Origin of the sequence: Filimonas effusa, from assembly GCF_004118675.1 — a bacterium.
GTDB classification, from domain to species: domain Bacteria; phylum Bacteroidota; class Bacteroidia; order Chitinophagales; family Chitinophagaceae; genus Filimonas; species Filimonas effusa.
Genome location: NZ_SDHZ01000003.1, coordinates 321717 through 341947, shown reverse-complemented (window position 1 = coordinate 341947; position 20231 = coordinate 321717). Strand labels below are relative to the sequence as shown.

Sequence of the window (20231 nt, the reverse complement as noted above, 5' to 3'; positions counted from 1 at the left end):
TTCGGGACTGCAAAAATAGTGGAATCATGCATTCCGGCAATCTAAAATCCCAATTTTGTGTAAACCCCTATCTTTGCCGCTCGAAAACAGGTGTATGAAGTTTTACAATTTGCTGATTAAATATCGTTTCTGGCTTGGAATTCTCGCGATCGTTCTGGCTGTTGTTGTGAATGTGAACGCAGGTTTCTGGCCGGCCTTTATCCTTTATCTCATTGGTGTTATTGCTATTGCGGGTCATTTTTTCATTGGTCCTATGCGTCTTATACAGGAGCCCATGGAGGCGGGGAATATGGAAGAGGTGGAAAAGATCCTCAAGTCTATCTGGTTTCCCAACCTGCTTTACAAGCCTATCCGTTCTACTTATTATACGCTGAAAGGCCATCTGGCTATGGCTACCCAGGATTTCGATACTGCCGAAAAGCATCTCAAAAAGAGCTCTTCCCTGGGCGCACCAATGCCGGAAGCCGAAGGCGCCAATAAATTACAGCTGGGTATGATGGCTATGCAAAAAGGCGACCTGCGTAATGGTGAAAGCTATATCCGCGCTGCTATCCGCGCTGGCCTGGCCGACAAGGAAAGTGAAGCGGTTGCCTACCTGAGCATGTGCCAGATCTTTATGAATAAAAGGGAGTTCAGGGCGGCGAAAGACTTTTTCCGCAAGGCTAAGGCTTGCAAACCAACTACTAAAGAGGTGCTGAACCAGATTAAAGAGATTGAAAAATATATTTCCCGTATTCCGGGATAGGGATTTCCCCGGAAGGGGACTTTACGTAAAAAAGGGATCAATTCTGTTGATCCCTTTTTTATTGCCTGAGCTCTGCCTGTGATAAACTGACTGCTACATTTGCTTGCGGGGGTTACCCGGATCTGCAATCTTATTCTTTACTTGCCATTGAAATCTTATGAAAGAAGAAACGCTAGTCTTTGCTGACAAAAAATTACAACCCGATCTGGCACTTGCTTTACATGCGCTTGGTAAGAATGCGACATTACTGGAACAGGTAATGGCGGAATGCGGCATTACAGACAGTATATGGAAGTTTTACGGTGCTTCGAGCGGATGGACGCTGCAATGCAGAAGCGGCAAAAAGAATCTCTTTTACATTCAGCTCGCCGGCACCGGATTTAATGTATGGTTTACACTTGGCAAGGCAGCTAAACAAAAGGTATTGGAGGATACACAGCTGGCAGCAGTTCATGAGGAACTAAGTGCGGCAAGGGAGTATACGGAAGGCACCAGCTTCTGTGTTAAGGTGCGGGCGAAGAAAGACCTTGCCCCGATTGTTAAGCTGGCAGAAATAAAGGCTGGGAAGTAAGTGCTATTTGTTCTATTGGCTGCGAGACCTGGCACATCAAAAGCCGTTGACAGGGGCTGTTTGATGTGCCAAGCCTGGTTTTATTTCGCTTTAGCTGGTTTTATATTTTTACGGTAGTAATTGCAGACCTCTGTCAAGCCGCAGTCGTAACATTTTGGGGTACGGGCGAGGCAGGTATAGCGGCCGTGTAAAATGAGCCAGTGGTGGGCTTTGTGGATGAGTTCGGTGGGGATGTTCTTTACCAGTTCTTTTTCTACGGCCAGCGGGGTTTTGGCCCCGGTGGTGGTGAGGCCCAGGCGGGCGGAGACCCGGAAAACGTGTGTGTCTACAGCCATGTTGGGTTGTTCGTCTATTACCGAGGTTACCACATTGGCTGTTTTGCGGCCTACGCCGGGCAGTTTAATGAGTTCATCGACGGTCATGGGGACTTCGCCGTTGAAGTCGTTGATGAGCATATTGGCCATGCCAATGAGGTGTTTTGCCTTGTTGTTGGGATAGGAGATGCTTTTGATGTAATAAAATACATCTTCGAACGAAGCCTGGGCAAGGTCGTAAGGGTTGGGGTATTGGGCAAACAGGGCCGGCGTGGTCATGTTTACGCGCTTATCGGTGCATTGTGCGGATAGGATCACTGCTACGAGCAACTGATAAGGGTTGTCGTAAAAAAGCTCTGTTTCCGCGTCGGGCGTATGCTCCTGGAAATAATGGATTACGTACTGGTACTTTTCTTTGCGTGTCATAATGTTCCTGAAGACACGAAATTACCGGTTCACTTTAAATCTGCCGCGGTTTCTGTTAGAATAGCTGAGCTGTTACGATCGTAAAGGTAGGTGAGTATCGCCTGGATACTGCGTTGGGAGGGGGATTTGATCTTTACGGAATCCAGTGTATCGGTAGCTTCCTGCATTACATTCAGCTTTTCCCTCAATCCCCAGTTCTCCTGCAGAATCTCTTCGGTTAATAACCTGTCCGGTACGGAGAGATCGCCGTAGAGATAAAGCAATAAGTCATCAGTTGTACATGTCTGCATATCTTCTGCTGCTAAATAAAACACTGGTAATATAACGGACCCCTGAAAAGGATATTGCGCCGGAATTTACTTTTTTTTGCTGGTAGCTGCCGGTTCAACGAGGAAAATATCTTCATTATCGCGCTTCATATAGAAGTTTTCGCGGGCATATTTCTCGAGTGCAGCGGGATTTTGCTGGAGATCTATGAGCTGTTGTTTCGTACGTATGATTTCGTCCTGGTAGAATTGTTTGCTTGACTGCAATTCGCGCAACTGTTTTTTCCGTTCCATTTGGGTAAAGACGTCGTTGCGGTCGAAAAACAGCAGCAGGATCACAAAAGCCACCAGGCTTACGAGGTACTTGTTCTTCAGGATAAATAAGACTGTTTTCGCTGCTTTCTTCATATAAAATAAAAACGACCGGTATTACCAATCTTTTGATAAAGGTAATACCGATCGTTTAATCAAAAAAGGGAACTATTTGCCGAATTTGATCTTGCCTTTAGGATAGATAGCGCTTTCGCCTAAAGCTTCTTCGATACGGATCAGCTGGTTGTACTTAGCCATACGGTCGGTACGGGAAGCAGAACCGGTTTTGATCTGGCCGCAGTTTAATGCTACAGCGAGGTCGGCAATAGTAGTATCTTCCGTTTCACCGCTTCTGTGGCTCATGATGGTTGTGTAACCGCTTCTTTGTGCCAGTTGAACAGCGTTGATTGTTTCAGTAACGGTACCGATCTGGTTTACTTTTACCAGGATGCTGTTTGCGGTATTGGTATCGATACCACGTTGTAAGATTTTGGTGTTGGTAACGAACAGGTCATCACCTACGAGCTGTACTTTATGACCGATAGCGTCGGTGAGTTTTTTCCAGCCGTCCCAATCTTCTTCCGCCATACCGTCTTCGATAGAAACGATGGGGTATTTGTTCACCCATTCCTGCCAGTAAGCTACCATTTCATCGCTGCTGATAGACTTGCCGGAGCTTTTATAGAATTTGTATTGGCCGTCTTTGAACATTTCGCTGGAGGCTGCGTCGAGGGCGATACCGATTTGTTCGCCTACTTTGTATCCTGCAGATTCGATAGCCTGTAATACAGTTTCGATCGCTTCTTCGTTGCTTTGGATATCGGGAGCGAAGCCGCCTTCGTCACCTACGTTAGTGCTGTAGCCTTTTTTCTTCAGAACAGATTTCAGTTCATGGAAGATTTCAACGCCCCAGCGTAAGCCTTCGCTGAAGCTTTCGGCGCCTACAGGAACGATCATATATTCCTGGTAGTCGATTTTGTTATCGGCGTGAACACCACCGTTAAGGATGTTCATCAAAGGCATAGGAAGAACAGTAGCGTTAACGCCACCGAGGTAGCGGTATAAAGGCAGGCTGCTTTCGAGGGCTGCAGCTTTAGCTACGGCCATAGATACTGCCAGGGTAGCGTTTGCACCCAGTTTGCTTTTGTTTTCAGTGCCGTCGATTTCGAGCAGTTTGGCGTCAACACCGGTTTGGTCGTTGATAGACCAGCCAATCAGTTGTTCAGCAATAATATCGTTAACGTTGGCAACTGCTTTTAAAACGCCTTTACCTACGTAAGTTTTTTTGTCGCCATCGCGTAATTCTACAGCTTCATGGATACCTGTAGAGGCGCCGCTGGGTACAGCTGCGCGGCCAAGGTGTCCGCTTTCAGTTAAAACGTCAACTTCTACTGTAGGATTGCCGCGGCTGTCTAAGATCTGACGCGCGTGGATGTCAGCTATGTAACTCATGATTAAATTGGTTTAAAATTGGTTATTTAGAATATCCTGGTTTTATAGTTTGCGCTGCAAATAAACGGCTTTTTGTGCATACGAAAACTAACCTTTATTTGCCCAAAAGCTGTATAAAATCATCTTCTGTAAGAATTCTTACTGTATTGATCTTTTTCGCCTTCTCCAGTTTGCTGCCTGCGTCTTCTCCTACTATCAGGTAATTAAGCTTGCTGCTAACGCCGCTTAACAACTTTCCTCCGTTGGCTTCGACCATGGCCTCAGCCTCACTGCGCTTGAGTTTGGACAAGGTGCCGGTGAACAGGAATGTTTGTCCGTGTAACGGAGTATCGTCAGTTCCTGCGTTATGTTTTTTGTGATTCTGCAGGTTTAGTCCGAGGTCTTCGAGCTGTTTCAGCAGTTCGAGATTCTGTTCGTTATGGAAAAACTGGTAAATACTGTTCGCCACTTTTATTCCAACATCTTCGAGTTGCTGCAGTTCATCTTCTGTTTTATCCTTCAATTCCATGAGGTTGGATACTGCGTTGGCGAGAGTTTTGGCGGTTGTTTCGCCTACAAAGCGGATGCCCAGGGCGTAGATGAGGCGGTACAGGGGTTGTTGTTTTGATGCTTCTATCGCGGCCTGGAGGTTTTCTATCGATCGTTTGCCATAGCCTTCGAGCTGGCCTATGGCGGAGAAGTTGAGTCCGTAGATGCCGGGGACATCTTTCAGCAGGTCCAGTTCATAAAAGCGGCGGATATTGGCTTCGCCGAGGCTTCTGATGTCCATGGCATCTTTGCTTACAAAGTGGATCATGCGTTCGAGCACCTGTGCTTTACATTCTATATTGATGCAGCGCCATACGGCTTCGCCTTCTGTTTTAAAGAGCTCGCTGCCACAAACTGGGCAATGGCGGGGGAAGACGATTTCTTCTTCTGTGCCATCGCGTCCTTCCGGGATGGACTGTACGATCTGGGGGATCACGTCGCCGGCGCGTTCTATTATCACGGTATCGCCTTTACGCAGGTCTTTTTCCCTGATATATTCTTCGTTATGTACGGAGATGCTGCTTACTGTTACACCTGCCAGGTAAACCGGGTCGAGCTTGGCAACTGGAGTAACGGCGCCTGTTCTTCCTACCTGGAATTCTACGTCCCGTAAGCGAGTGGTAGCCTGTCGTGCCTTGAACTTATATGCTGTTGCCCAGCGTGGGTGGTGTGTTGTCATGCCCATTTGATCTTGCAGGGCGAGGCTGTTGACCTTTATGACCATGCCGTCTATTTCGTAGGGCAGGGTATCGCGTAATGCTTCGTAGTCGGTAACGTGGCGTATCACTTCGGCGATGCCTGTTACGACCTGCTTTTCTTCTTTTGGAGAGCGGAATCCGCATTCCCATAACAGGTCGAGAGAGCCGGAATGGGTGCCGAGCGGAGCGTTTTCGGGCATGGGATGGTCGCCTTCGCGGCCGTCGATGGCGAGTGTATGGCCATCTGTTGTTACGTAATAGCTTATATGGTATAAAAACGCGTCGAGATTGCGTTTAGCGACATCTTTGGGATCTTTCATGCGGAGGCTTCCGCTTGCGGCATTACGGGGATTGGCGAGCAGGCTCAAGCCTTGTGCGGCCTGTAGTTCATTGAAGTTTTCGAAGGCTTTCTTGCTCATGATGATCTCGCCACGGATCTCGATCTGCTGGATGCCATATTTTGAAAAGGGTGCTGATAATGGTATGGAGCGGATCTGTTTAATGTTGGTGGTGATCTCTTCTCCTTCGACACCATCGCCGCGTGTTACGCCGCGAACGAGGATATCATTTTCATAGAGGAGAGAAATACTTGCGCCATCGAATTTGGGTTCTATGCAATATTCAACTTCCTGCAAACCTGTTAATTCCTGTGCTTTCCGGTCCCAGTCGGCCAGTTCTTCGGCGTTGCTGGAGTTTTCCAGGGATAACATGGGTACGAGGTGTTGAACCGTTGGGAAGGTTTTGGTAAGGTTTGAGCCTACGCGTTGCGTTGGCGAGTCGGGTGTTATCAGGTTAGGATGGGCTAACTCTATTGCTTTTAGCTGTTTATATAATTTATCATAGTCGGCATCGGGAATGAGGGATTCGCTGAGGACGTAGTAACGATATTCGTGGAATCGTAACACTTCTCTCAGGTGTGCTAACTTCTGTTCGTTTACGTCTCCATCGCTTAGCAGTTCCCGCGTTCGTTGCTGAAGTTGTTTCACCTGTTCTTCGGAATACATATTGTGTAGTTGATCGGTAAAGATAAAAATAGTTGTATTTTCGGTTCGTTATTATTTGTCTTCGATTAAAGCGTTAAGTGTTGCCAGTGTTATGAATAAGGAACCTGCCAGTGTATCAGCGTATGATACAGCTTACCCACGAATTGCAATGACTGTTGATTGTATCATCTTTTCTTTTGATGGCAATGAACTGAAAGTGCTGTTATTGCATGAGCCGGACCGGCCTAACGATCAATGGTCTTTAACGGGCAAGTTTGCTTCTGATGAAGAGGAGCTTGATGATGTGGCCTGCCGCGTATTACAACAGCATACGGGAATTGAAAGTGCCTGGGTGGAGCAGTTGCGTACTTTCATTCATCCGCGTCCTGCGGGGAAGGTGCTTACTGTTGCCTATTGTGCGCTTATAAACAGCAAAGACCAGCAGCTGCAGCTTTCGGGCAGTTTGCTGCAATGGCATAGTGTGCGGGAGTTGCAGTTCACGGAGTTTGGGCATAAAGATCTTGTGAGCTATTGTTACAAGTGGCTGCAGAAGCGGATACAGGAGCATCCTCTTGGGTTTAACCTGTTACCGGAGAAGTTTTCGCTGAGGGAGATGCAGAATCTTTATGAAGCTGTGCTTGAGACGCGGCTTGACAGAAGGAATTTCCGTAAAAAGTTCTTCGCCATGGACCTGTTGGTTGATACCGGCGAATATGAAAATGATGTACCACACCGTCCTGGTAAGCTATATACCTTTAATTTCCGCAAATACGAGGAATGTAAGCCGAATGGCACGGGCATCACTTTTCTCTGACCCATTATTCTATCTGTTTTCTTTATAAAAGGCAGCGCTTTTGGGCGCTGTTTTTTTTTGGATTATATTTCAACTACTTTTACGCACTAACAGATTTGCATATGTTGTACTCAATGACAGGTTATGGACGCGCAGAACAGGCAATCGGAGAAAAGACTTTCCTGGTGGAACTGAGGTCTCTTAATGGGAAACAGTTTGACCTGCGGTTAACTTTACCGGCCTTATTGAAGCCGTTTGAATTTGATGTGCGCACCACCCTTAGTGAGCAACTGGAGAGAGGTAGTGTGGAATGTATCATAACGCTCAAGCAAAACGGGGCTGCAAAACCGGTTGCCATTAATACTGAGCTGGTAAAAGCTTATTATCAACCTGTGGCGCAGCTTGCCAAGGATCTGAATATTGAAATGGACAATATCCTGAGCACCTTGCTGAAGTTGCCTGATGTTATTGCTCCCACCAATGAAATCCTCAATAAAGAAGACTGGCCGCGATTTGAGGCTATTCTTAAAGAGGCTATTGGTCAGCTTATGGCGCACCGTGTAGAGGAAGGTAAAATTCTCGAGGCCGATATGCTGCAGCGTATTGCGAATATAGAAACGCAGCAGGCTATTGTTGCCAGGCTGGAGCCCAACAGGCGCGCCAAGATCAAAGAAGGCCTGGTTAAGGTAATGGAAGAGCATGTAGGGAAAGAGAATTACGATCCCAACAGGCTGGAGCAGGAGTTGATCTACTATATCGAGAAAATTGATATCAGTGAGGAGCAGGTTCGTCTTACCAATCACTGTGATTATTTCAAAACCATCCTGAAAGAAAGGGATAAGAGCAAGGGTAAGAAGCTTTCTTTTATTCTCCAGGAAATAGGCCGTGAGATCAATACCACGGGTTCGAAAGCTTACGATGCACAGATCCAGCAATCCGTGGTACTCATGAAAGATGAGCTTGAAAAGGCGAAGGAGCAGGTTCTGAATATTTTATAGATTTGTATAACCGGATATAACAGATTCGTTCGTATGTTACGTAGCAGGAGAAAGAGTTTCATAGCAGGAATAACCGTAGTGGCCTTCGTATGTTGTTTAATACAGGCCTGTACCACTATCGACCTGTATGAGAAGCTTGCTTCTTTTCCCAAACACGAATGGACGAGTGCGCACAAGCCGGCTTTTACTTTTAACATTACAGATACTTCTCATCCGTACCAGCTTTACTTTGTATTGCGGCATACGGATGCCTATCGTTATAAAAATATTTGGGTGGAAATACAGGTTAAAGAGCCTGATTCCACCTATACCGTTACCCGTGAGTTTAACCTTGCCGCTGCCGACAGGTGGCTTGGCGAAGGGATGGATGATGTGTTTGAGCACAGAGTGCCTTTCTCCAGGGCCCCGGCTCTGCTAAAAAAGGGCGCTTATACTTTTACCCTTAAGCAGATCATGCGCGAAGACCCCTTGCTCAACGTGCTGAACGCTGGCATACGTATTGAAAAGCAATAGCGTATTTAACCTTTAGGTTATTTGCTTTGTTGTATTCTTTAAGCTGATAAAAACTATTGGTATGCAAAGGTTTTTACTATTCCCGCTTCTTTTCTGTTTCTATTGTGTGCAGGCCCAGTATGGCAGTATTCAGCCGCCGGACAGGTTATATGGTGCGTTGCTTACCGATGTGCAGATGAGCAAGGTGTTTAAAGATGGAAAAACTTTTGTTGATTGTGTTCCCAAAAAGGATCCCAAGGCTATTGCGAGTGGTTATAAGTCGTTACGTAATAACCCGCTTGTCCGTTACTCGCTGAAAGGTTTTGTTGACGATAATTTTTCTGAGCCTGCCAATCCTGCCTCAGGGTATGTTTCCGATAAATCGGAGCCGGTGACCAATCATATTAACAAACTCTGGTCTGTATTAAGTCATGCGCCTGATGTTGCGGTAAATGGCAGTTCTTTGTTGCCCTTACCTAATCCGTATATTATGCCTGGCGGCAGGTTCAGGGAGATCTATTACTGGGATTCTTATTTTACGATGCTGGGGTTGCAGGAAAGTGGCATGTATGCTATGATCGAGAATATGATCAACAATTTTGCGTTTATGGTGCAGCAGTATGGTCATATACCTAATGGCAACAGGTCTTATTTCCTTAGCCGTTCGCAACCTCCTTTTTTCTCCATGATGCTTGATCTGCTGGCGGCGCAGTATGGTAACAGGGTTTATGCCCAATACCAGATGACGCTGCAGCGGGAATATAATTACTGGATGGATAAAACAGATGCCAGGGGGCATACTGTAACTATGCCTGACGGGTCTGTTCTCAACAGGTATTACGACCAGGATAATGTACCCAGGCAGGAGTCTTTTTTTGAAGATTCTACGCTTGCGTTATCATCGAAGAGCAAGAACATCCGCCAGTTATACCGTGATCTGCGTTCGGGAGCTGAAAGCGGATGGGACTTCAGCAGCCGCTGGCTTGCTGATGGTCAGCACCTGTCTACTATTCAAACGACGAGGCTGGTGCCGGTTGATCTCAATTGCCTGATCTATCATATGGAGCTTACACTTTCGAAAGCTTATAAGGAAACGGGTGATCTTGTTCAGTCGGCTTATTACTCCAAGCTGGCGGGTAAAAGGAAAAAGGCTATTATGAAGTACTGCTGGTCTTCTGCGCAGGGATGGTATGTTGATTATCATATCGGGCGCAAACGTCAGAGCGCAGAGATGACGCTGGCGGGTGTTGTACCATTCTTTGTTAAGCTTGCTCCTGAAGAACATATCAACCGTGTAGCTGCTACCCTGGAGAAGAGTTTTTTAAAGGCAGGCGGGCTTATGACAACGCTTAAGAATACGGGGGAGCAATGGGATGCTCCCAATGGCTGGGCGCCTCTTCAGTGGATGGCTATAGAAGGGTTAAACAACTATAACAAAAAGGAGCTTGCCCGTACGGTAGCAACGCGCTGGGCCGAACTGAATATTAAAGTGTATAAGTCGACCGGTAAACTCATGGAGAAATACAATGTAGTTGATACCAATCTCGAAGCGGGCGGTGGTGAATATGAGGCCCAGGACGGTTTTGGATGGACTAACGGGGTATTGCTGAAGTTGCTGAAGATGTATAACCTGCAGTAGTTATGAAGGTCCCCCAATTTTTTAAAAAGCGATACCTGTTTTTCATCACCCTTTCTTACTGGGTGTTGCTTCTCTATATTATGGCTGCATTTGTGTTTTGGTTTATTACGCTGGAAACACAGAACAGGCAGATGTATGTATTCAGGGTTGGCGAGCTTAAAAGAGATGATCCGGGCTATTACGACAAGGTGGTGGAGATAGACAAGGCGCACCGCATGAAATCGATCCAGTATATTGGAGAAGGAAGCACTTTGCTGTTGCTTATGCTGTTAGGCGCTGTATTTGTTTATCGTGCAGTTCGCAGGCAGATCATCACTTCGCACCAGCAGCAGAATTTTATGATGGCGGTGACGCATGAGCTTAAGACGCCTATTGCCGTGGCGCGGCTGAACCTTGAGACAATGCTGAAGCGCAAGCTCGATGAATCGCAGCAGCAGCGGCTGCTACAGAATACCTTACAGGAGGCGGTGCGGTTAAATGAGCTTTGCAACAACATTCTTGTTACTGCACAGCTTGAGACCGGGGCTTATTCCATCAGCCGGCAGGAGCTTGATATCAGCTCCCTGGTGCAGCACAGTGCAGATGAATTTTCGGTTCGTTATTCCCAGCGCCGTATCAATACGAGTATTCAGCCCGAATTATTTGTAGAGGGGGAAAGTTTGTTGTTGCAATTGCTTATAAGTAATCTTATTGAAAATGCTTTAAAATATTCTGCGAAGGATGAGCCGGTATCTGTTTTTGTGAGTGCCCAGCACAAACATGTGAAGATAGAGATCGCTGATGGCGGGGCTGGTATTCCTGATGAAGAAAAGAAGCTTGTATTCGAGAAATTCTATCGTATTGGGAGTGAAAGTACCCGTACTACCAAAGGAACGGGGCTTGGGCTGTACCTTTGTAAAAAGATAACTGCCGACCATAAGGGCACTATTACCATCAAAGATAATAAGCCGCATGGCAGCATATTTACCGTCATATTACAATCAGTATAAACTATGAGCACAGAAGGTAAAGGCAATATATTACTGGTAGAAGATGAAGAGAACCTGCATGAAGCGTTAAAGCTGAATCTTGAAATAGAGGGCTATTCCGTGACTTCGGCCTTTAACGGTACGGAGGCGCTGAAAGCCATACAGGCAGAGTATTTCGACCTGGTGATACTGGATATTATGTTGCCTGAACTGGATGGCATAGGCGTAACGGAGGGCATCCGTATACAACATATAGATGTGCCTATTCTTATTCTCAGTGCTAAAAGCAGCGGATCGGACAGGGTGCTGGGGTTAAAAAAGGGAGCGGACGATTATCTTACCAAACCTTTTAACCTTGAAGAGCTTTTACTCCGTGTTGATATTCTTATCCGCAAGAACAAAAAGATGCAGGATAAGGAAACCGTAGGTGAACATTATGAGTTTGGCGGCAACCGCATTGACTTTAATGCACAGGAGGCTGTTACGTGGAATGAGCAGCCTGTACAGCTTAGCAAGAAGGAGGCTATGTTGCTTAAGCTGCTTATAGAGAATAAAAATGATGTTGTTACCCGGGAGAAGATATTGCAGGTGGTATGGGGTTATAATGTATACCCGACTACCAGGACGATCGATAATTTCATTCTTAATTTCCGGAAATACTTTGAGCAGGATAGCCGCAGCCCCCGTTATTTTCATTCGGTAAGAGGGGTGGGGTATAAGTTTACCGATACGCCAATGAACTAACAGCGCTGCATTGCCGGCGATTTTGTTTGGCTGTAAAGCTTTTGTTTTGCTATTCTTTCTTCAACAGCGTGATTATAGCAGTAATGCTAGCACAACCTGTAGATCAGTTGTTGGAGTGTTACCAGTACCTGCTCTTTTGGAGGGGCTTCATCGGTGGGGGTATACAGTGCGTGATCGCATATGGTGAAGAATTCCCGGCATTGTTCTGTAAGCTGATCACTATCGCCGGTTTCGGTTTCCGAGATCATTTTTAATAGCTGTTCTCTGCTGCATGTTGCCGGTGAATGAGCGGCTTCGGCCATGGCATCGTGCAGGATCGTTTTACATTTATTAAAGAATGTTCGCTGATCTTCAACATGCACCAGTAGTTCTACAGCTGCGTTGAAATCTGTTTTAGCTACAACCACTGGTGTTGCTGCGGCTGCTATGGCTGCTTTTTCTTTTTTCTGTTTCTCCTGTCTAGAGTTAATGTACAGGATACTGGTTACGAGTAATGCCAGGGCAGGAACTATCCATATATACTGGCGGGTGGTCCGGTCTTCGCGAAAAGCCGGGTCGTTCCGGTAATCGTATTTCGCGGCTTTGGTAAAGGTTAACGGGATGCTTTCGGAGCGTATTGTCTGGTAGGTTTGTTGTTCCGGGTCAAAGTAGCAGAATTCAATGGGATTGATATTTGCGTTGCCTTGTTTACTGCCTATGAAGGGGATTTCGAAGGTGCGATAGCCTTCGAACGGAAAGACTTCTTTATTGATATCTTCCCTGCTGTTTGCGTCGTAATGTTCCAGTCCTGCCGGCCAGCTTACTTTAGGTGCATCGATAATGCGTTCCAGGTTGCCTTTACCTTTTACGGATATTACCAGGCTGTTATTTTCCTGTGCAGGAACGGATGTTTTTTCTGCCCGTGCGGTGATGGTAAAGCTGCCTACGACGCCTGAAAACAAAGCCGGGGCCGGGGTGGGTAAGGCTGATACTTCGATACTGGCGGGGGCATTCTTCAGCATTAATTTATAAGGTTGCCGGCGGTATTGTTCGTCGGCGATGCGGAAGGTGACTTCGTTTTGTATGGTTTGCCTGCCGAGGCTTAATGTACCTGCTTCCAGCGGTATCAGCTGCACTTTACGTATAGTGGCGACCCTGAATGTTTTGCCGTCTATCTTTTCTGTTTCGAATGCCTGTTCAAAAGGTATTTCGCTTACGCTGCAGCCGTTGAAATAGGGTGGTTCTCCGCTTATGGGATTGCTGGGTAAGGCTGTGTAGAGCCTGTAGGTTACCATAACGGGTTCGCCTACATAAATTCGTTTTTTGCTGCTGTTTACCCTGATGAAGCAATTATTGCGGATAACGGCAGCGGGATTGTCGCCGCGCCGCAGTACCGGCGCCTGTGCAAAGACGTCGTCTTTCACTTCTTCCCCGAAAAGCGATTGCAGTTGTGATGACGGCGGTGGCGGGCTATGTACGGGTGATGGATTATCCTTGTTGAGTATTTTTATTTGTACGGCTTTGCAGGAAAGTTTTTTTCCGCCATTGACAACTGTGGTGGAGGGAATTTCGAGGGTGCCGGTTTTTTCGGGGGCTAGCGAGTACATATAGCTGGTTTTCTCACTTGACTGGCCATTGACGATGGTGTGTGATTTTGTTACCATGGGGCCCGACCGTATGGCCCAGTTGCGGAATACCGGCGCTTCGAAATGGGAGATGGCCTGGCCGTTATCGATGGTATATTCTACCTGCAGCACATCGTTCCTGAAGATCTCGGAGGCGGAAACGTGTATGTTGAAAGGCTCCTGTGCCCTGAGGGCAAATGGGATCAGCAGCAGCAGCATGCTGCTCAAAATTGTATGTTCCAGGAAACGCATTTAACAAATTTAAGGGATGAAACCCCTCGATATTCAAGCGGGATTGTTAATGTAAATTGTAAATTCCACTTCTACTTTAGTAAGTTTGCCGCAAACAAGTACATCCTTTATATATGCCTTCTTTTTCTATAGATTCCATTATTGATTTCCTGGAGCCCGTAAATACTTATGATCTTTCAAATGACGAAGGTTACCGGGATACCCAGCTTGGTAAACATATAGCGGTTTACGAGGAGTTTTTTCCTGACCTGGATGAGGCTGATATTGTGCTGGTAGGTTGTGGTGAAGCCCGTGGCGAAGGTCCCGGCCATTCGCGTTCGAATGCGCCTGACCTGGTTCGCAAGCAGTTTTATGGTCTTTACCACTGGCACGATGATGTAAAGGTGGCCGATGTTGGCAACATTAAAACAGGTGCAACCATGGCCGATACTTATGCTGCAGTTCGCACCGTAGTTGCTGAACTTGCCGGGCTGGGTAAAAGGGTGGTGATACTGGGTGGTTCGCATGACCTCACCCGAGCCCAATACGATGTTTATGCTTCTGCTGAACAGATCATTGAAATGACTTGTGTGGATGCCCGTATCGATATGGATATGGACAGCAGGGTGCCTGTTGAAAACTTTCTGTTAAGTTTGCTTACCAGTGAGCCCAACTACGTTCGTCATTATAATCATATTGGTTTCCAGAGTTATCTTGTTCATCCTGCTATGCTTGAAACTATTGACCGGCTTAGGTTTGACTGTTATCGTGTTGGCAGGGTGAAAGAGCAGATCGATGAAATGGAGCCTGTGATCCGCAATGCCAACCTGTTTAGTTTTGATATTGCTGCTATCCAGCACAGCCATGCGCCTTCGAACAACCTTACGCCCAACGGGTTTAATGGTGAAGAGGCCTGTACGCTGATGCAGTATGCGGGTATGAGCCCGAATGTAAATACGATCGGTATTTATGGTTTTGTTCCTAAAAGGGATGTGCAGGATATGACTGCGCGCCAGATCAGCCATATGCTCTGGTACCTGATGGATGGTATTCACAGGGGAAAGCAGGAAGCTAGTCTTGACCGTACTGACGAATTCAATGAATATAAAATGGCTTTTGCCGAGATAGAAGCCACTTTCCTGCAAAGCAAACGTACCGGCCGCTGGTGGATGCAAATGCCTGAAGGGAATTATATGGCGTGCAGTCACAGGGATTACCTGCTGGCGGCTGCCAATGAGATTCCTGAGCGCTGGATGCGGGCTATGGAAAGACATTAGGCCGGCTAAAGCCAAGTAAAAATCTGTCTTATGAGCAATAAAGGATCCGCTTCCCGGCTACATTTTATGTACCGGCAGCGTATGTTATTCTGCCGGCATATATTTTCCTTTGGGGAGATCCGTTTCAGACGGCATGGGACGTTTAGCTGGCGGGTTGCGTGTTTCTTGATTGCATCAAGCATGCTTGTGTTTTCTGCCTGCGGCACCAGTAAGCAGATAGCGGCCCTGGCCAATAAAACTTTATTACAGCGTTCGGAGGTTGCAACGGCGCATGTTGGCATCAGTATCACCGATGTTAATTCAGGGCAGTCGTTATATAGCTACCAGGGCGATAAATACTTTATTCCTGCCAGTAATACCAAGCTCCTGACGTGTTATGCTGCTATGAAACATCTTGGTGACAGCATTGAAGGGCTTCGTTATTTTGAGGCGCCTGCTGATATGGTGGCAACGCGTACTGCACCATCTTCGGGCGGGCAGCCATTGGCGCAATATGCCATGGCGGCTGACAGCAATACCAGAAGGGCAGATGAAGGAGTTGCAGCGGGGCGTTTGAAAACGATGTGTATTCTACCTACGGGAGATCCCAGTTTCCTGCATCCTGATTTTTCTTACCAGCCTGTTGCTGCATTTCTTAAAAGGAACAAGTTGGCATCGTTTGTTGTGTTTGGAGACAACTGGCGTACTACTTCGTGGGGGAATGGATGGGCGTGGAGTGATTATGAGGATTACTATATGGCTGAGCGCAGTGCTTTTCCTATTTATGGTAATGTGGTGCGGATACGCAAAACAGCTGCGTCTTTTTCGATGCAGCCTTCGGGATTTTCATTGACCCATGAAGGGGATGATGTTGGCGCGGATGATGATACTTATGGCCGTGACAGGAACAGTAACCGTTTTTACCGGAGGCCTTCTCCTGTGAAGCATTCTACGTTGGCAGCGGCGAAGAAAACCTTGAGCATCGATATTCCTTTTATGACCGCGTTGCCTGTTTCGGTACAACTATTACGTGATACATTAGGGCTTATGATAAGTGAGGGCAGTGCAGCGCCACAGGGAGCGTTGCAGCATGTTATTTACTCGCAGCCTGTAGATAGTGTGTTGCGTATTATGATGCACAGGAGTGACAACTTTCTCGCAGAACAATCCCTGCTTCTTGTGAGTAATAGTTTGTTGCGGCAGTTAAATGAAGCGGCTGTTATCGACAGTTTGCTTTCTACAGACTATGCCGGCATGCCGCAGGCTCCGCGTTGGGTTGATGGCAGCGGGTTAAGCCGTTATAATCTTATTTCCCCGCAGGACTTTACCTGGTTACTGCATAAGATGAAGCAGGATTTCAGCTGGCAGCGTATTACCGGGATCCTGGAAACAGGCGGGCAGGGTACTTTAAGCGGTTATTATAAACAATATGCCGGCCGTATTTATGCGAAGACCGGTACGCTCAGCAATAATGTTTCCCTGAGCGGTTACCTGCTTACGCAGAAAGGGAAAGTATTGGCATTTTCTGTTATGGTTAATAATCATAAGGCATCCGTTTCCGATATCAGGAGGGAGGTGGAGGCATTTTTAGGCGGGGTTATCGACAAATGGTAAGGCCGTAAAAAGGAAAAAAGCCTTAACTTTCCAAAAGACTATTTTGCTGAACAGATGTGTGTGGAACAGGTATAGGCCCCAATTGAAGAAGAATAAGAACGATAGCTGATATTTTAAGTTTTTTCTAAGTTTTGGCGCAAAAGAAAACGTCAAATAAATCGTTTCTTACTGGCAATGCTGAAGTACTATTTATTACCAATCCTGCTATGGACCGCAAATTGTGCGTGTGCCCAGAATGTGGATGTCAATATCCTGAAGTCAATCAATCCCAGTGGTAATTTTTCGGGTTACTGGAAAACGACTACGAACTCCATTTTTAAAGTTAGTGGCGCTGTTCCTATCGGTATTATGATCGCCGGTGGTGTGAGCGGTGACAGGGAGCTGTTAAAGAAGGGGTTACATATTGGTGAAGCCGTTCTTGCCAATGCGCTGGTGACCGAATTACTGAAACGTTCGGCTATGCGCGACAGGCCATCTGCCACGTGGGATGGGGTAATACATGCGTATAAACCTGGTAACGATCGTAAGTCACTTCCTTCCGGCCATACTTCGGCCGCTTTTTCGCTGGCTGTGAGCACATCCCTTGAATTTAAAAAATGGTATATAACAGTACCTGCTTTTGCTTATGCGGCAAGTATTGGTTATTCGCGTATGTATCTGGGGGCTCATTATCCTTCCGATGTTCTTGCCGGCGCAGCAGTAGGCACAGGAACAGCGTTGCTGACACACTGGGCCAATAAGAAGCTATTTAACAGGCCGAAACCTACTTTGAAACCGTTGCCTTAAGCTGTTTGTGTGCGGAGAATGGAAAATTAAAGCGGCTTATAGACGGCTTTAGAGCGGCTTTAGTGCGGCTTTGATCTGCTTTTGAGGTGGCGGATGGTACCTGGTGGGGTGGCAGGCTGTACATGTGATGACATGCAGGAGCGGTTATTCATCCGGGTTTTTCAAGTTTAAACACTGAATGAGTGCCGGGGCGTTTGTGGACGGTTACCCGTAAAAACCCCTTATTCAGGTTACATCTTCTCTTATTTCGGGTATGTTTCTTGTATCTTTTGTGGAAAACAAAGCCATGAAAAACATAACCTTATCCTTAATGCTGGTTGGAACTGCACTTATTACCCTGATCTCCTGTGGTAACAATCCCAACCAGCGCGTCATCAATGATTCTGCTTCTACTTCGCGTACTGATCTGCGTAATGATTCGATGTCTGTTTGTTTTCAACGGTTTTCCGGAAAGACGGAACAGGATACTTTTACTGTTCACCTGGTTATGCGTGATGGTAAAGTTGACGGGGAGCTTGTTGAGATGATCTATGAAAAAGATACCCGTCGCGGTACGCTCAAGGGGACTGTACAGGACAGCACTGTTACAACGGTATGGAGTTATATCCAGGAGGGGAAACAAGATACATTGCCTGTAGTATTCAAGATGAGCGCGGACGGTAACCTGCTTCAGCAGAATTATAGTGTGGATCCTGTTTCGGGGCGGATGTATTTGAGCGATACTGCCAGTTTTTCGCTTGTTTTCAAGCCGTTCGACTGCCGTAAGATACCGAAACAGAAGAGTGACAAATAAAGCGGATGCCTGGCTTAGGGCATTTACCGGCCAAACATTCTGTCGAGGTAGTCTTCCTTGAATTCTATGTAAGTGGGGCTGCCTGTTGGGGTAACGTTGGGCGTACTACAGGATAACAGTTCATTCACCAGTGTTGACATTTCGTGCTGGGTGAGCGTTTGGCCGGTTTTAATAGCCTGTTGGCGGGCCATACAGCGCACCAGTTTTTCCCGTTTGCTGAATTTGATATCGCTGCTGAAGTGTTTAAACTGTTCTATCAATAGTTCAATGGAATGTTTTTCGTTGCCTTGTGTGATATCGGCGGGGGTGCCCTGGATAATGAAGGCATCTTTTCCGAAAGGCTCGATGTGGTAACCTATTGCGCGCAACTCGGGTAAAAGGTCCTGTAACAATATTGCGTCGGAGGGGGCGAGTTCCAGCGTTGCGGGGAACAGGCTTTGCTGCGAGGCCATATGGTTGGAGTGGGCTGCCTGTGAGTAGCGTTCGTATAAAATACGTTCATGTGCCAGTTGCTGGTGCACCACCAGAAAACCGCTGCTCATGGGTACCAGGATATAAGTATAATGTAACTGCAGGAGCGGGCTGTTTTCGATCACCTGCCGCGTACCGGCTGCTTCCAGTGAGTACAGTCCTTCTACCACCTGCGGGGTTGCTGTAATATCGTAGACGCCTGCCTTTAGTTGTGACAGGCCGGGCAGGTCGCCTATGGGGTCGATGGAAAGATCGCTGGCGGGGGGTGTTCCTATTTCGGCGGCAGGGGTGAAAAAGTCCTGCCAGTTTTTCAGCTCACTCTTTTTTGAAGAGCCTTCAATAGCGTGTGCCTGGTTTTTTTGTGTAAAAGTTTTATAGAGATCGGAGCCTGAAGCAGATTGTTGTTTATCTTCTGTAAAGGGTTTGTTGAGCGCATCGAGCTGTTGTATATCGGCATTGAGCGTAAAGTCGAGCGAAGGTGCCACGCTGAATTGCGCGAGGGCATGTTTTACTGCGGCCTGAACAAAGGCGTAAACGATCTTTTCGTCTTCGAACTTGATCTCCTGTTTGGTGGGGTGGACGTTGATATCCACCTGGGTGGGATCCAGTTCTATAAACAGGGCGTAGAGGGGGAAGCTATCTTTTGGGATCATTTCCTGGAAGGCATTCATCACGGCGTGGTTGAGGTAGGCGCTCCTGATGAACCTGTTATTGACGAAGAAGTATTGTTCTCCTCTTGTTTTACGTGCGGTATCGGGTTTTCCTACGAAACCTGCTACGTTCATATAATCCATTTCTTCTTTCACCTGTACGAGCCGGGAGGCATACTGGCTGCCCAGGATCTGTACCACACGTTGTTTGAGGCTGCCTGCTTCGAGGTGGAACTGTTGCTGGCCGTTGTTGGTAAGAGAGAAAAAGATCTGCGGAAATGCCATTGCGACACGAATGAATTCGTCGGTGATATGGCGCATTTCGGCGGCATTGCTTTTGAGGAAATTACGGCGGGCGGGAACGTTGAAGAAGAGGTTCTTCATACATATGCTGGTGCCTACGGGGCAGGCACAGGGTTCCTGTTTTATCACGGCGCTGTTTTCCACTTCGATGAAAGTGCCCAGTTCATCTCCGGCCCTGCGAGATTTCAATTCTACCTGTGCTACGGCGGCTACGGAGGCCAGGGCTTCGCCTCGGAAGCCCATTGTTTTTACATGAAAGAGGTCGTCGATCTGGCGGATCTTGCTGGTGGCGTGTCTTTCGAAACACATGCGGGCATCTGTTTCGCTCATGCCTTTCCCATTATCTATAACCTGTACCAGCTGCTTTCCGGCGTCGCTGATGATGAGTTTTATTTCGGTAGCGCCCGCGTCAACTGCATTTTCCAATAGTTCCTTGACCGCACTTGCCGGCCGCTGTATCACTTCTCCCGCTGCTATCTGGTTTGCTATGTTGTCTGGTAATAACTGTATAATATCTGGCACTGGATCTCTCGGTTTTTGAACTTGTAAAAATAGGGAATAGATGACAGATGGTAGAATGATAGGTGGTAGCTG

The 20231-nt window shown here is 47.0% G+C and carries 19 protein-coding genes; 12 read left to right on the top strand and 7 right to left on the bottom strand.

Annotated features, from left to right (window positions below):
• The first annotated feature begins 94 nt into the window (after positions 1-94).
• Together ESB13_RS19330 and ESB13_RS19325 are read left to right on the top strand one after the other, a co-directional pair.
• Entirely contained in the window at positions 95-745 is a 651-nt protein-coding gene (locus ESB13_RS19330; RefSeq protein WP_129005330.1) for a tetratricopeptide repeat protein, read from the top strand.
• Positions 746-902: 157 nt separating this feature from the next.
• Positions 903-1316, top strand: coding sequence for a DUF3788 family protein (locus ESB13_RS19325; RefSeq protein ID WP_129005329.1), 414 nt, complete (start codon positions 903-905; stop codon positions 1314-1316).
• Positions 1317-1396: 80 nt separating this feature from the next.
• On the opposite strand, the gene nth is transcribed toward ESB13_RS19325, so the two are convergent.
• The 5 genes from nth to ligA all read right to left on the bottom strand — a co-directional run bounded on the left by nth (position 1397) and on the right by ligA (position 6316).
• Positions 1397-2056 (bottom strand): endonuclease III, encoded by a 660-nt coding sequence (gene nth, locus ESB13_RS19320; protein ID WP_129005328.1) that lies wholly within the window; start codon positions 2054-2056, stop codon positions 1397-1399.
• A 29-nt stretch (positions 2057-2085) separates the two neighbouring features.
• Positions 2086-2346, bottom strand: coding sequence for a hypothetical protein (locus tag ESB13_RS19315; RefSeq protein WP_129005327.1), 261 nt, complete (start codon positions 2344-2346; stop codon positions 2086-2088).
• Positions 2347-2412: 66 nt separating this feature from the next.
• Positions 2413-2730, bottom strand: a complete 318-nt coding sequence (locus tag ESB13_RS19310) for an FtsB family cell division protein (protein WP_129005326.1) — start codon at positions 2728-2730, stop codon at positions 2413-2415.
• A gap of 72 nt (positions 2731-2802) precedes the next feature.
• Entirely contained in the window at positions 2803-4086 is a 1284-nt protein-coding gene (eno, locus tag ESB13_RS19305) for a phosphopyruvate hydratase (protein WP_129005325.1), read from the bottom strand.
• Between the two features lie 94 nt (positions 4087-4180).
• Entirely contained in the window at positions 4181-6316 is a 2136-nt protein-coding gene (gene ligA / locus ESB13_RS19300) for an NAD-dependent DNA ligase LigA (protein ID WP_129005324.1), read from the bottom strand.
• Between the two features lie 91 nt (positions 6317-6407).
• On the opposite strand from ligA, the gene ESB13_RS19295 reads away from it, so the two are divergent.
• The 6 genes from ESB13_RS19295 (at position 6408) to ESB13_RS19270 (ending at position 11929) form a co-directional block, all read left to right on the top strand.
• The gene (locus tag ESB13_RS19295) at positions 6408-7109 is read left to right on the top strand and encodes an NUDIX hydrolase (RefSeq protein WP_129005323.1); all 702 of its coding nucleotides are present in this window, start codon (positions 6408-6410) and stop codon (positions 7107-7109) included.
• Positions 7110-7210: 101 nt separating this feature from the next.
• Entirely contained in the window at positions 7211-8086 is an 876-nt protein-coding gene (locus ESB13_RS19290) for a YicC/YloC family endoribonuclease (protein ID WP_129005322.1), read from the top strand.
• Positions 8087-8119: 33 nt separating this feature from the next.
• A complete protein-coding gene (locus ESB13_RS19285) occupies positions 8120-8599 on the top strand; it encodes a gliding motility lipoprotein GldH (protein ID WP_129005321.1) in 480 nt (159 codons plus the stop codon).
• A gap of 61 nt (positions 8600-8660) precedes the next feature.
• Complete coding sequence (treA, locus tag ESB13_RS19280) at positions 8661-10217, top strand: alpha,alpha-trehalase TreA (RefSeq protein WP_129005320.1); 1557 nt, start codon at positions 8661-8663, stop codon at positions 10215-10217.
• Positions 10218-10219: 2 nt separating this feature from the next.
• Complete coding sequence (locus ESB13_RS19275) at positions 10220-11206, top strand: sensor histidine kinase (protein WP_129005319.1); 987 nt, start codon at positions 10220-10222, stop codon at positions 11204-11206.
• A gap of 3 nt (positions 11207-11209) precedes the next feature.
• Positions 11210-11929 (top strand): response regulator transcription factor, encoded by a 720-nt coding sequence (locus tag ESB13_RS19270; protein ID WP_129005318.1) that lies wholly within the window; start codon positions 11210-11212, stop codon positions 11927-11929.
• Positions 11930-12015: 86 nt separating this feature from the next.
• On the opposite strand, the gene ESB13_RS19265 is transcribed toward ESB13_RS19270, so the two are convergent.
• Positions 12016-13785: a BatD family protein gene (locus ESB13_RS19265; RefSeq protein WP_129005317.1), complete on the bottom strand. Its 1770-nt coding sequence runs from the start codon at positions 13783-13785 to the stop codon at positions 12016-12018.
• A gap of 113 nt (positions 13786-13898) precedes the next feature.
• Between ESB13_RS19265 and ESB13_RS19260 the strand changes: the two genes are divergently transcribed.
• The 4 genes from ESB13_RS19260 to ESB13_RS19245 all read left to right on the top strand — a co-directional run bounded on the left by ESB13_RS19260 (position 13899) and on the right by ESB13_RS19245 (position 18213).
• Positions 13899-15041 carry a formimidoylglutamase gene (locus tag ESB13_RS19260; RefSeq protein WP_129005316.1) on the top strand — a complete coding sequence of 381 codons (1143 nt, stop codon included), beginning with the start codon at positions 13899-13901 and terminating at the stop codon, positions 15039-15041.
• Between the two features lie 180 nt (positions 15042-15221).
• Positions 15222-16634: a D-alanyl-D-alanine carboxypeptidase/D-alanyl-D-alanine-endopeptidase gene (locus ESB13_RS19255; protein ID WP_164974281.1), complete on the top strand. Its 1413-nt coding sequence runs from the start codon at positions 15222-15224 to the stop codon at positions 16632-16634.
• Positions 16635-16808: 174 nt separating this feature from the next.
• On the top strand, positions 16809-17420 hold the full coding sequence (locus tag ESB13_RS19250; RefSeq protein ID WP_129005314.1) for a phosphatase PAP2 family protein: 612 nt from the start codon (positions 16809-16811) through the stop codon (positions 17418-17420).
• A gap of 286 nt (positions 17421-17706) precedes the next feature.
• Positions 17707-18213 carry a hypothetical protein gene (locus tag ESB13_RS19245; protein WP_129005313.1) on the top strand — a complete coding sequence of 169 codons (507 nt, stop codon included), beginning with the start codon at positions 17707-17709 and terminating at the stop codon, positions 18211-18213.
• A gap of 23 nt (positions 18214-18236) precedes the next feature.
• Here the strand turns inward: ESB13_RS19245 and mutL are convergent, their stop codons facing one another.
• Positions 18237-20159 carry a DNA mismatch repair endonuclease MutL gene (mutL, locus tag ESB13_RS19240; RefSeq protein ID WP_129005312.1) on the bottom strand — a complete coding sequence of 641 codons (1923 nt, stop codon included), beginning with the start codon at positions 20157-20159 and terminating at the stop codon, positions 18237-18239.
• Between the last annotated feature and the right edge of the window lie 72 nt (positions 20160-20231).

What these genes read in the sequence shown, in the direction of transcription:
- eno (WP_129005325.1), bottom strand. Translation starts at nt 4,086, where the DNA reads ATGAGTTACATAGCTGACATCCACGCGCGTCAGATCTTAGACAGCCGC.
- ESB13_RS19245 (WP_129005313.1), top strand. Translation starts at nt 17,707, where the DNA reads ATGAAAAACATAACCTTATCCTTAATGCTGGTTGGAACTGCACTTATT.
- ESB13_RS19260 (WP_129005316.1), top strand. Translation starts at nt 13,899, where the DNA reads ATGCCTTCTTTTTCTATAGATTCCATTATTGATTTCCTGGAGCCCGTA.
- nth (WP_129005328.1), bottom strand. Translation starts at nt 2,056, where the DNA reads ATGACACGCAAAGAAAAGTACCAGTACGTAATCCATTATTTCCAGGAG.
- ESB13_RS19290 (WP_129005322.1), top strand. Translation starts at nt 7,211, where the DNA reads ATGTTGTACTCAATGACAGGTTATGGACGCGCAGAACAGGCAATCGGA.
- ESB13_RS19275 (WP_129005319.1), top strand. Translation starts at nt 10,220, where the DNA reads ATGAAGGTCCCCCAATTTTTTAAAAAGCGATACCTGTTTTTCATCACC.
- ESB13_RS19310 (WP_129005326.1), bottom strand. Translation starts at nt 2,730, where the DNA reads ATGAAGAAAGCAGCGAAAACAGTCTTATTTATCCTGAAGAACAAGTAC.
- ESB13_RS19265 (WP_129005317.1), bottom strand. Translation starts at nt 13,785, where the DNA reads ATGCGTTTCCTGGAACATACAATTTTGAGCAGCATGCTGCTGCTGCTG.
- ESB13_RS19315 (WP_129005327.1), bottom strand. Translation starts at nt 2,346, where the DNA reads ATGCAGACATGTACAACTGATGACTTATTGCTTTATCTCTACGGCGAT.
- ESB13_RS19250 (WP_129005314.1), top strand. Translation starts at nt 16,809, where the DNA reads ATGCTGAAGTACTATTTATTACCAATCCTGCTATGGACCGCAAATTGT.
- ESB13_RS19330 (WP_129005330.1), top strand. Translation starts at nt 95, where the DNA reads ATGAAGTTTTACAATTTGCTGATTAAATATCGTTTCTGGCTTGGAATT.
- ligA (WP_129005324.1), bottom strand. Translation starts at nt 6,316, where the DNA reads ATGTATTCCGAAGAACAGGTGAAACAACTTCAGCAACGAACGCGGGAA.
- ESB13_RS19270 (WP_129005318.1), top strand. Translation starts at nt 11,210, where the DNA reads ATGAGCACAGAAGGTAAAGGCAATATATTACTGGTAGAAGATGAAGAG.
- ESB13_RS19285 (WP_129005321.1), top strand. Translation starts at nt 8,120, where the DNA reads ATGTTACGTAGCAGGAGAAAGAGTTTCATAGCAGGAATAACCGTAGTG.
- ESB13_RS19255 (WP_164974281.1), top strand. Translation starts at nt 15,222, where the DNA reads ATGCTTGTGTTTTCTGCCTGCGGCACCAGTAAGCAGATAGCGGCCCTG.
- treA (WP_129005320.1), top strand. Translation starts at nt 8,661, where the DNA reads ATGCAAAGGTTTTTACTATTCCCGCTTCTTTTCTGTTTCTATTGTGTG.
- ESB13_RS19325 (WP_129005329.1), top strand. Translation starts at nt 903, where the DNA reads ATGAAAGAAGAAACGCTAGTCTTTGCTGACAAAAAATTACAACCCGAT.
- ESB13_RS19295 (WP_129005323.1), top strand. Translation starts at nt 6,408, where the DNA reads ATGAATAAGGAACCTGCCAGTGTATCAGCGTATGATACAGCTTACCCA.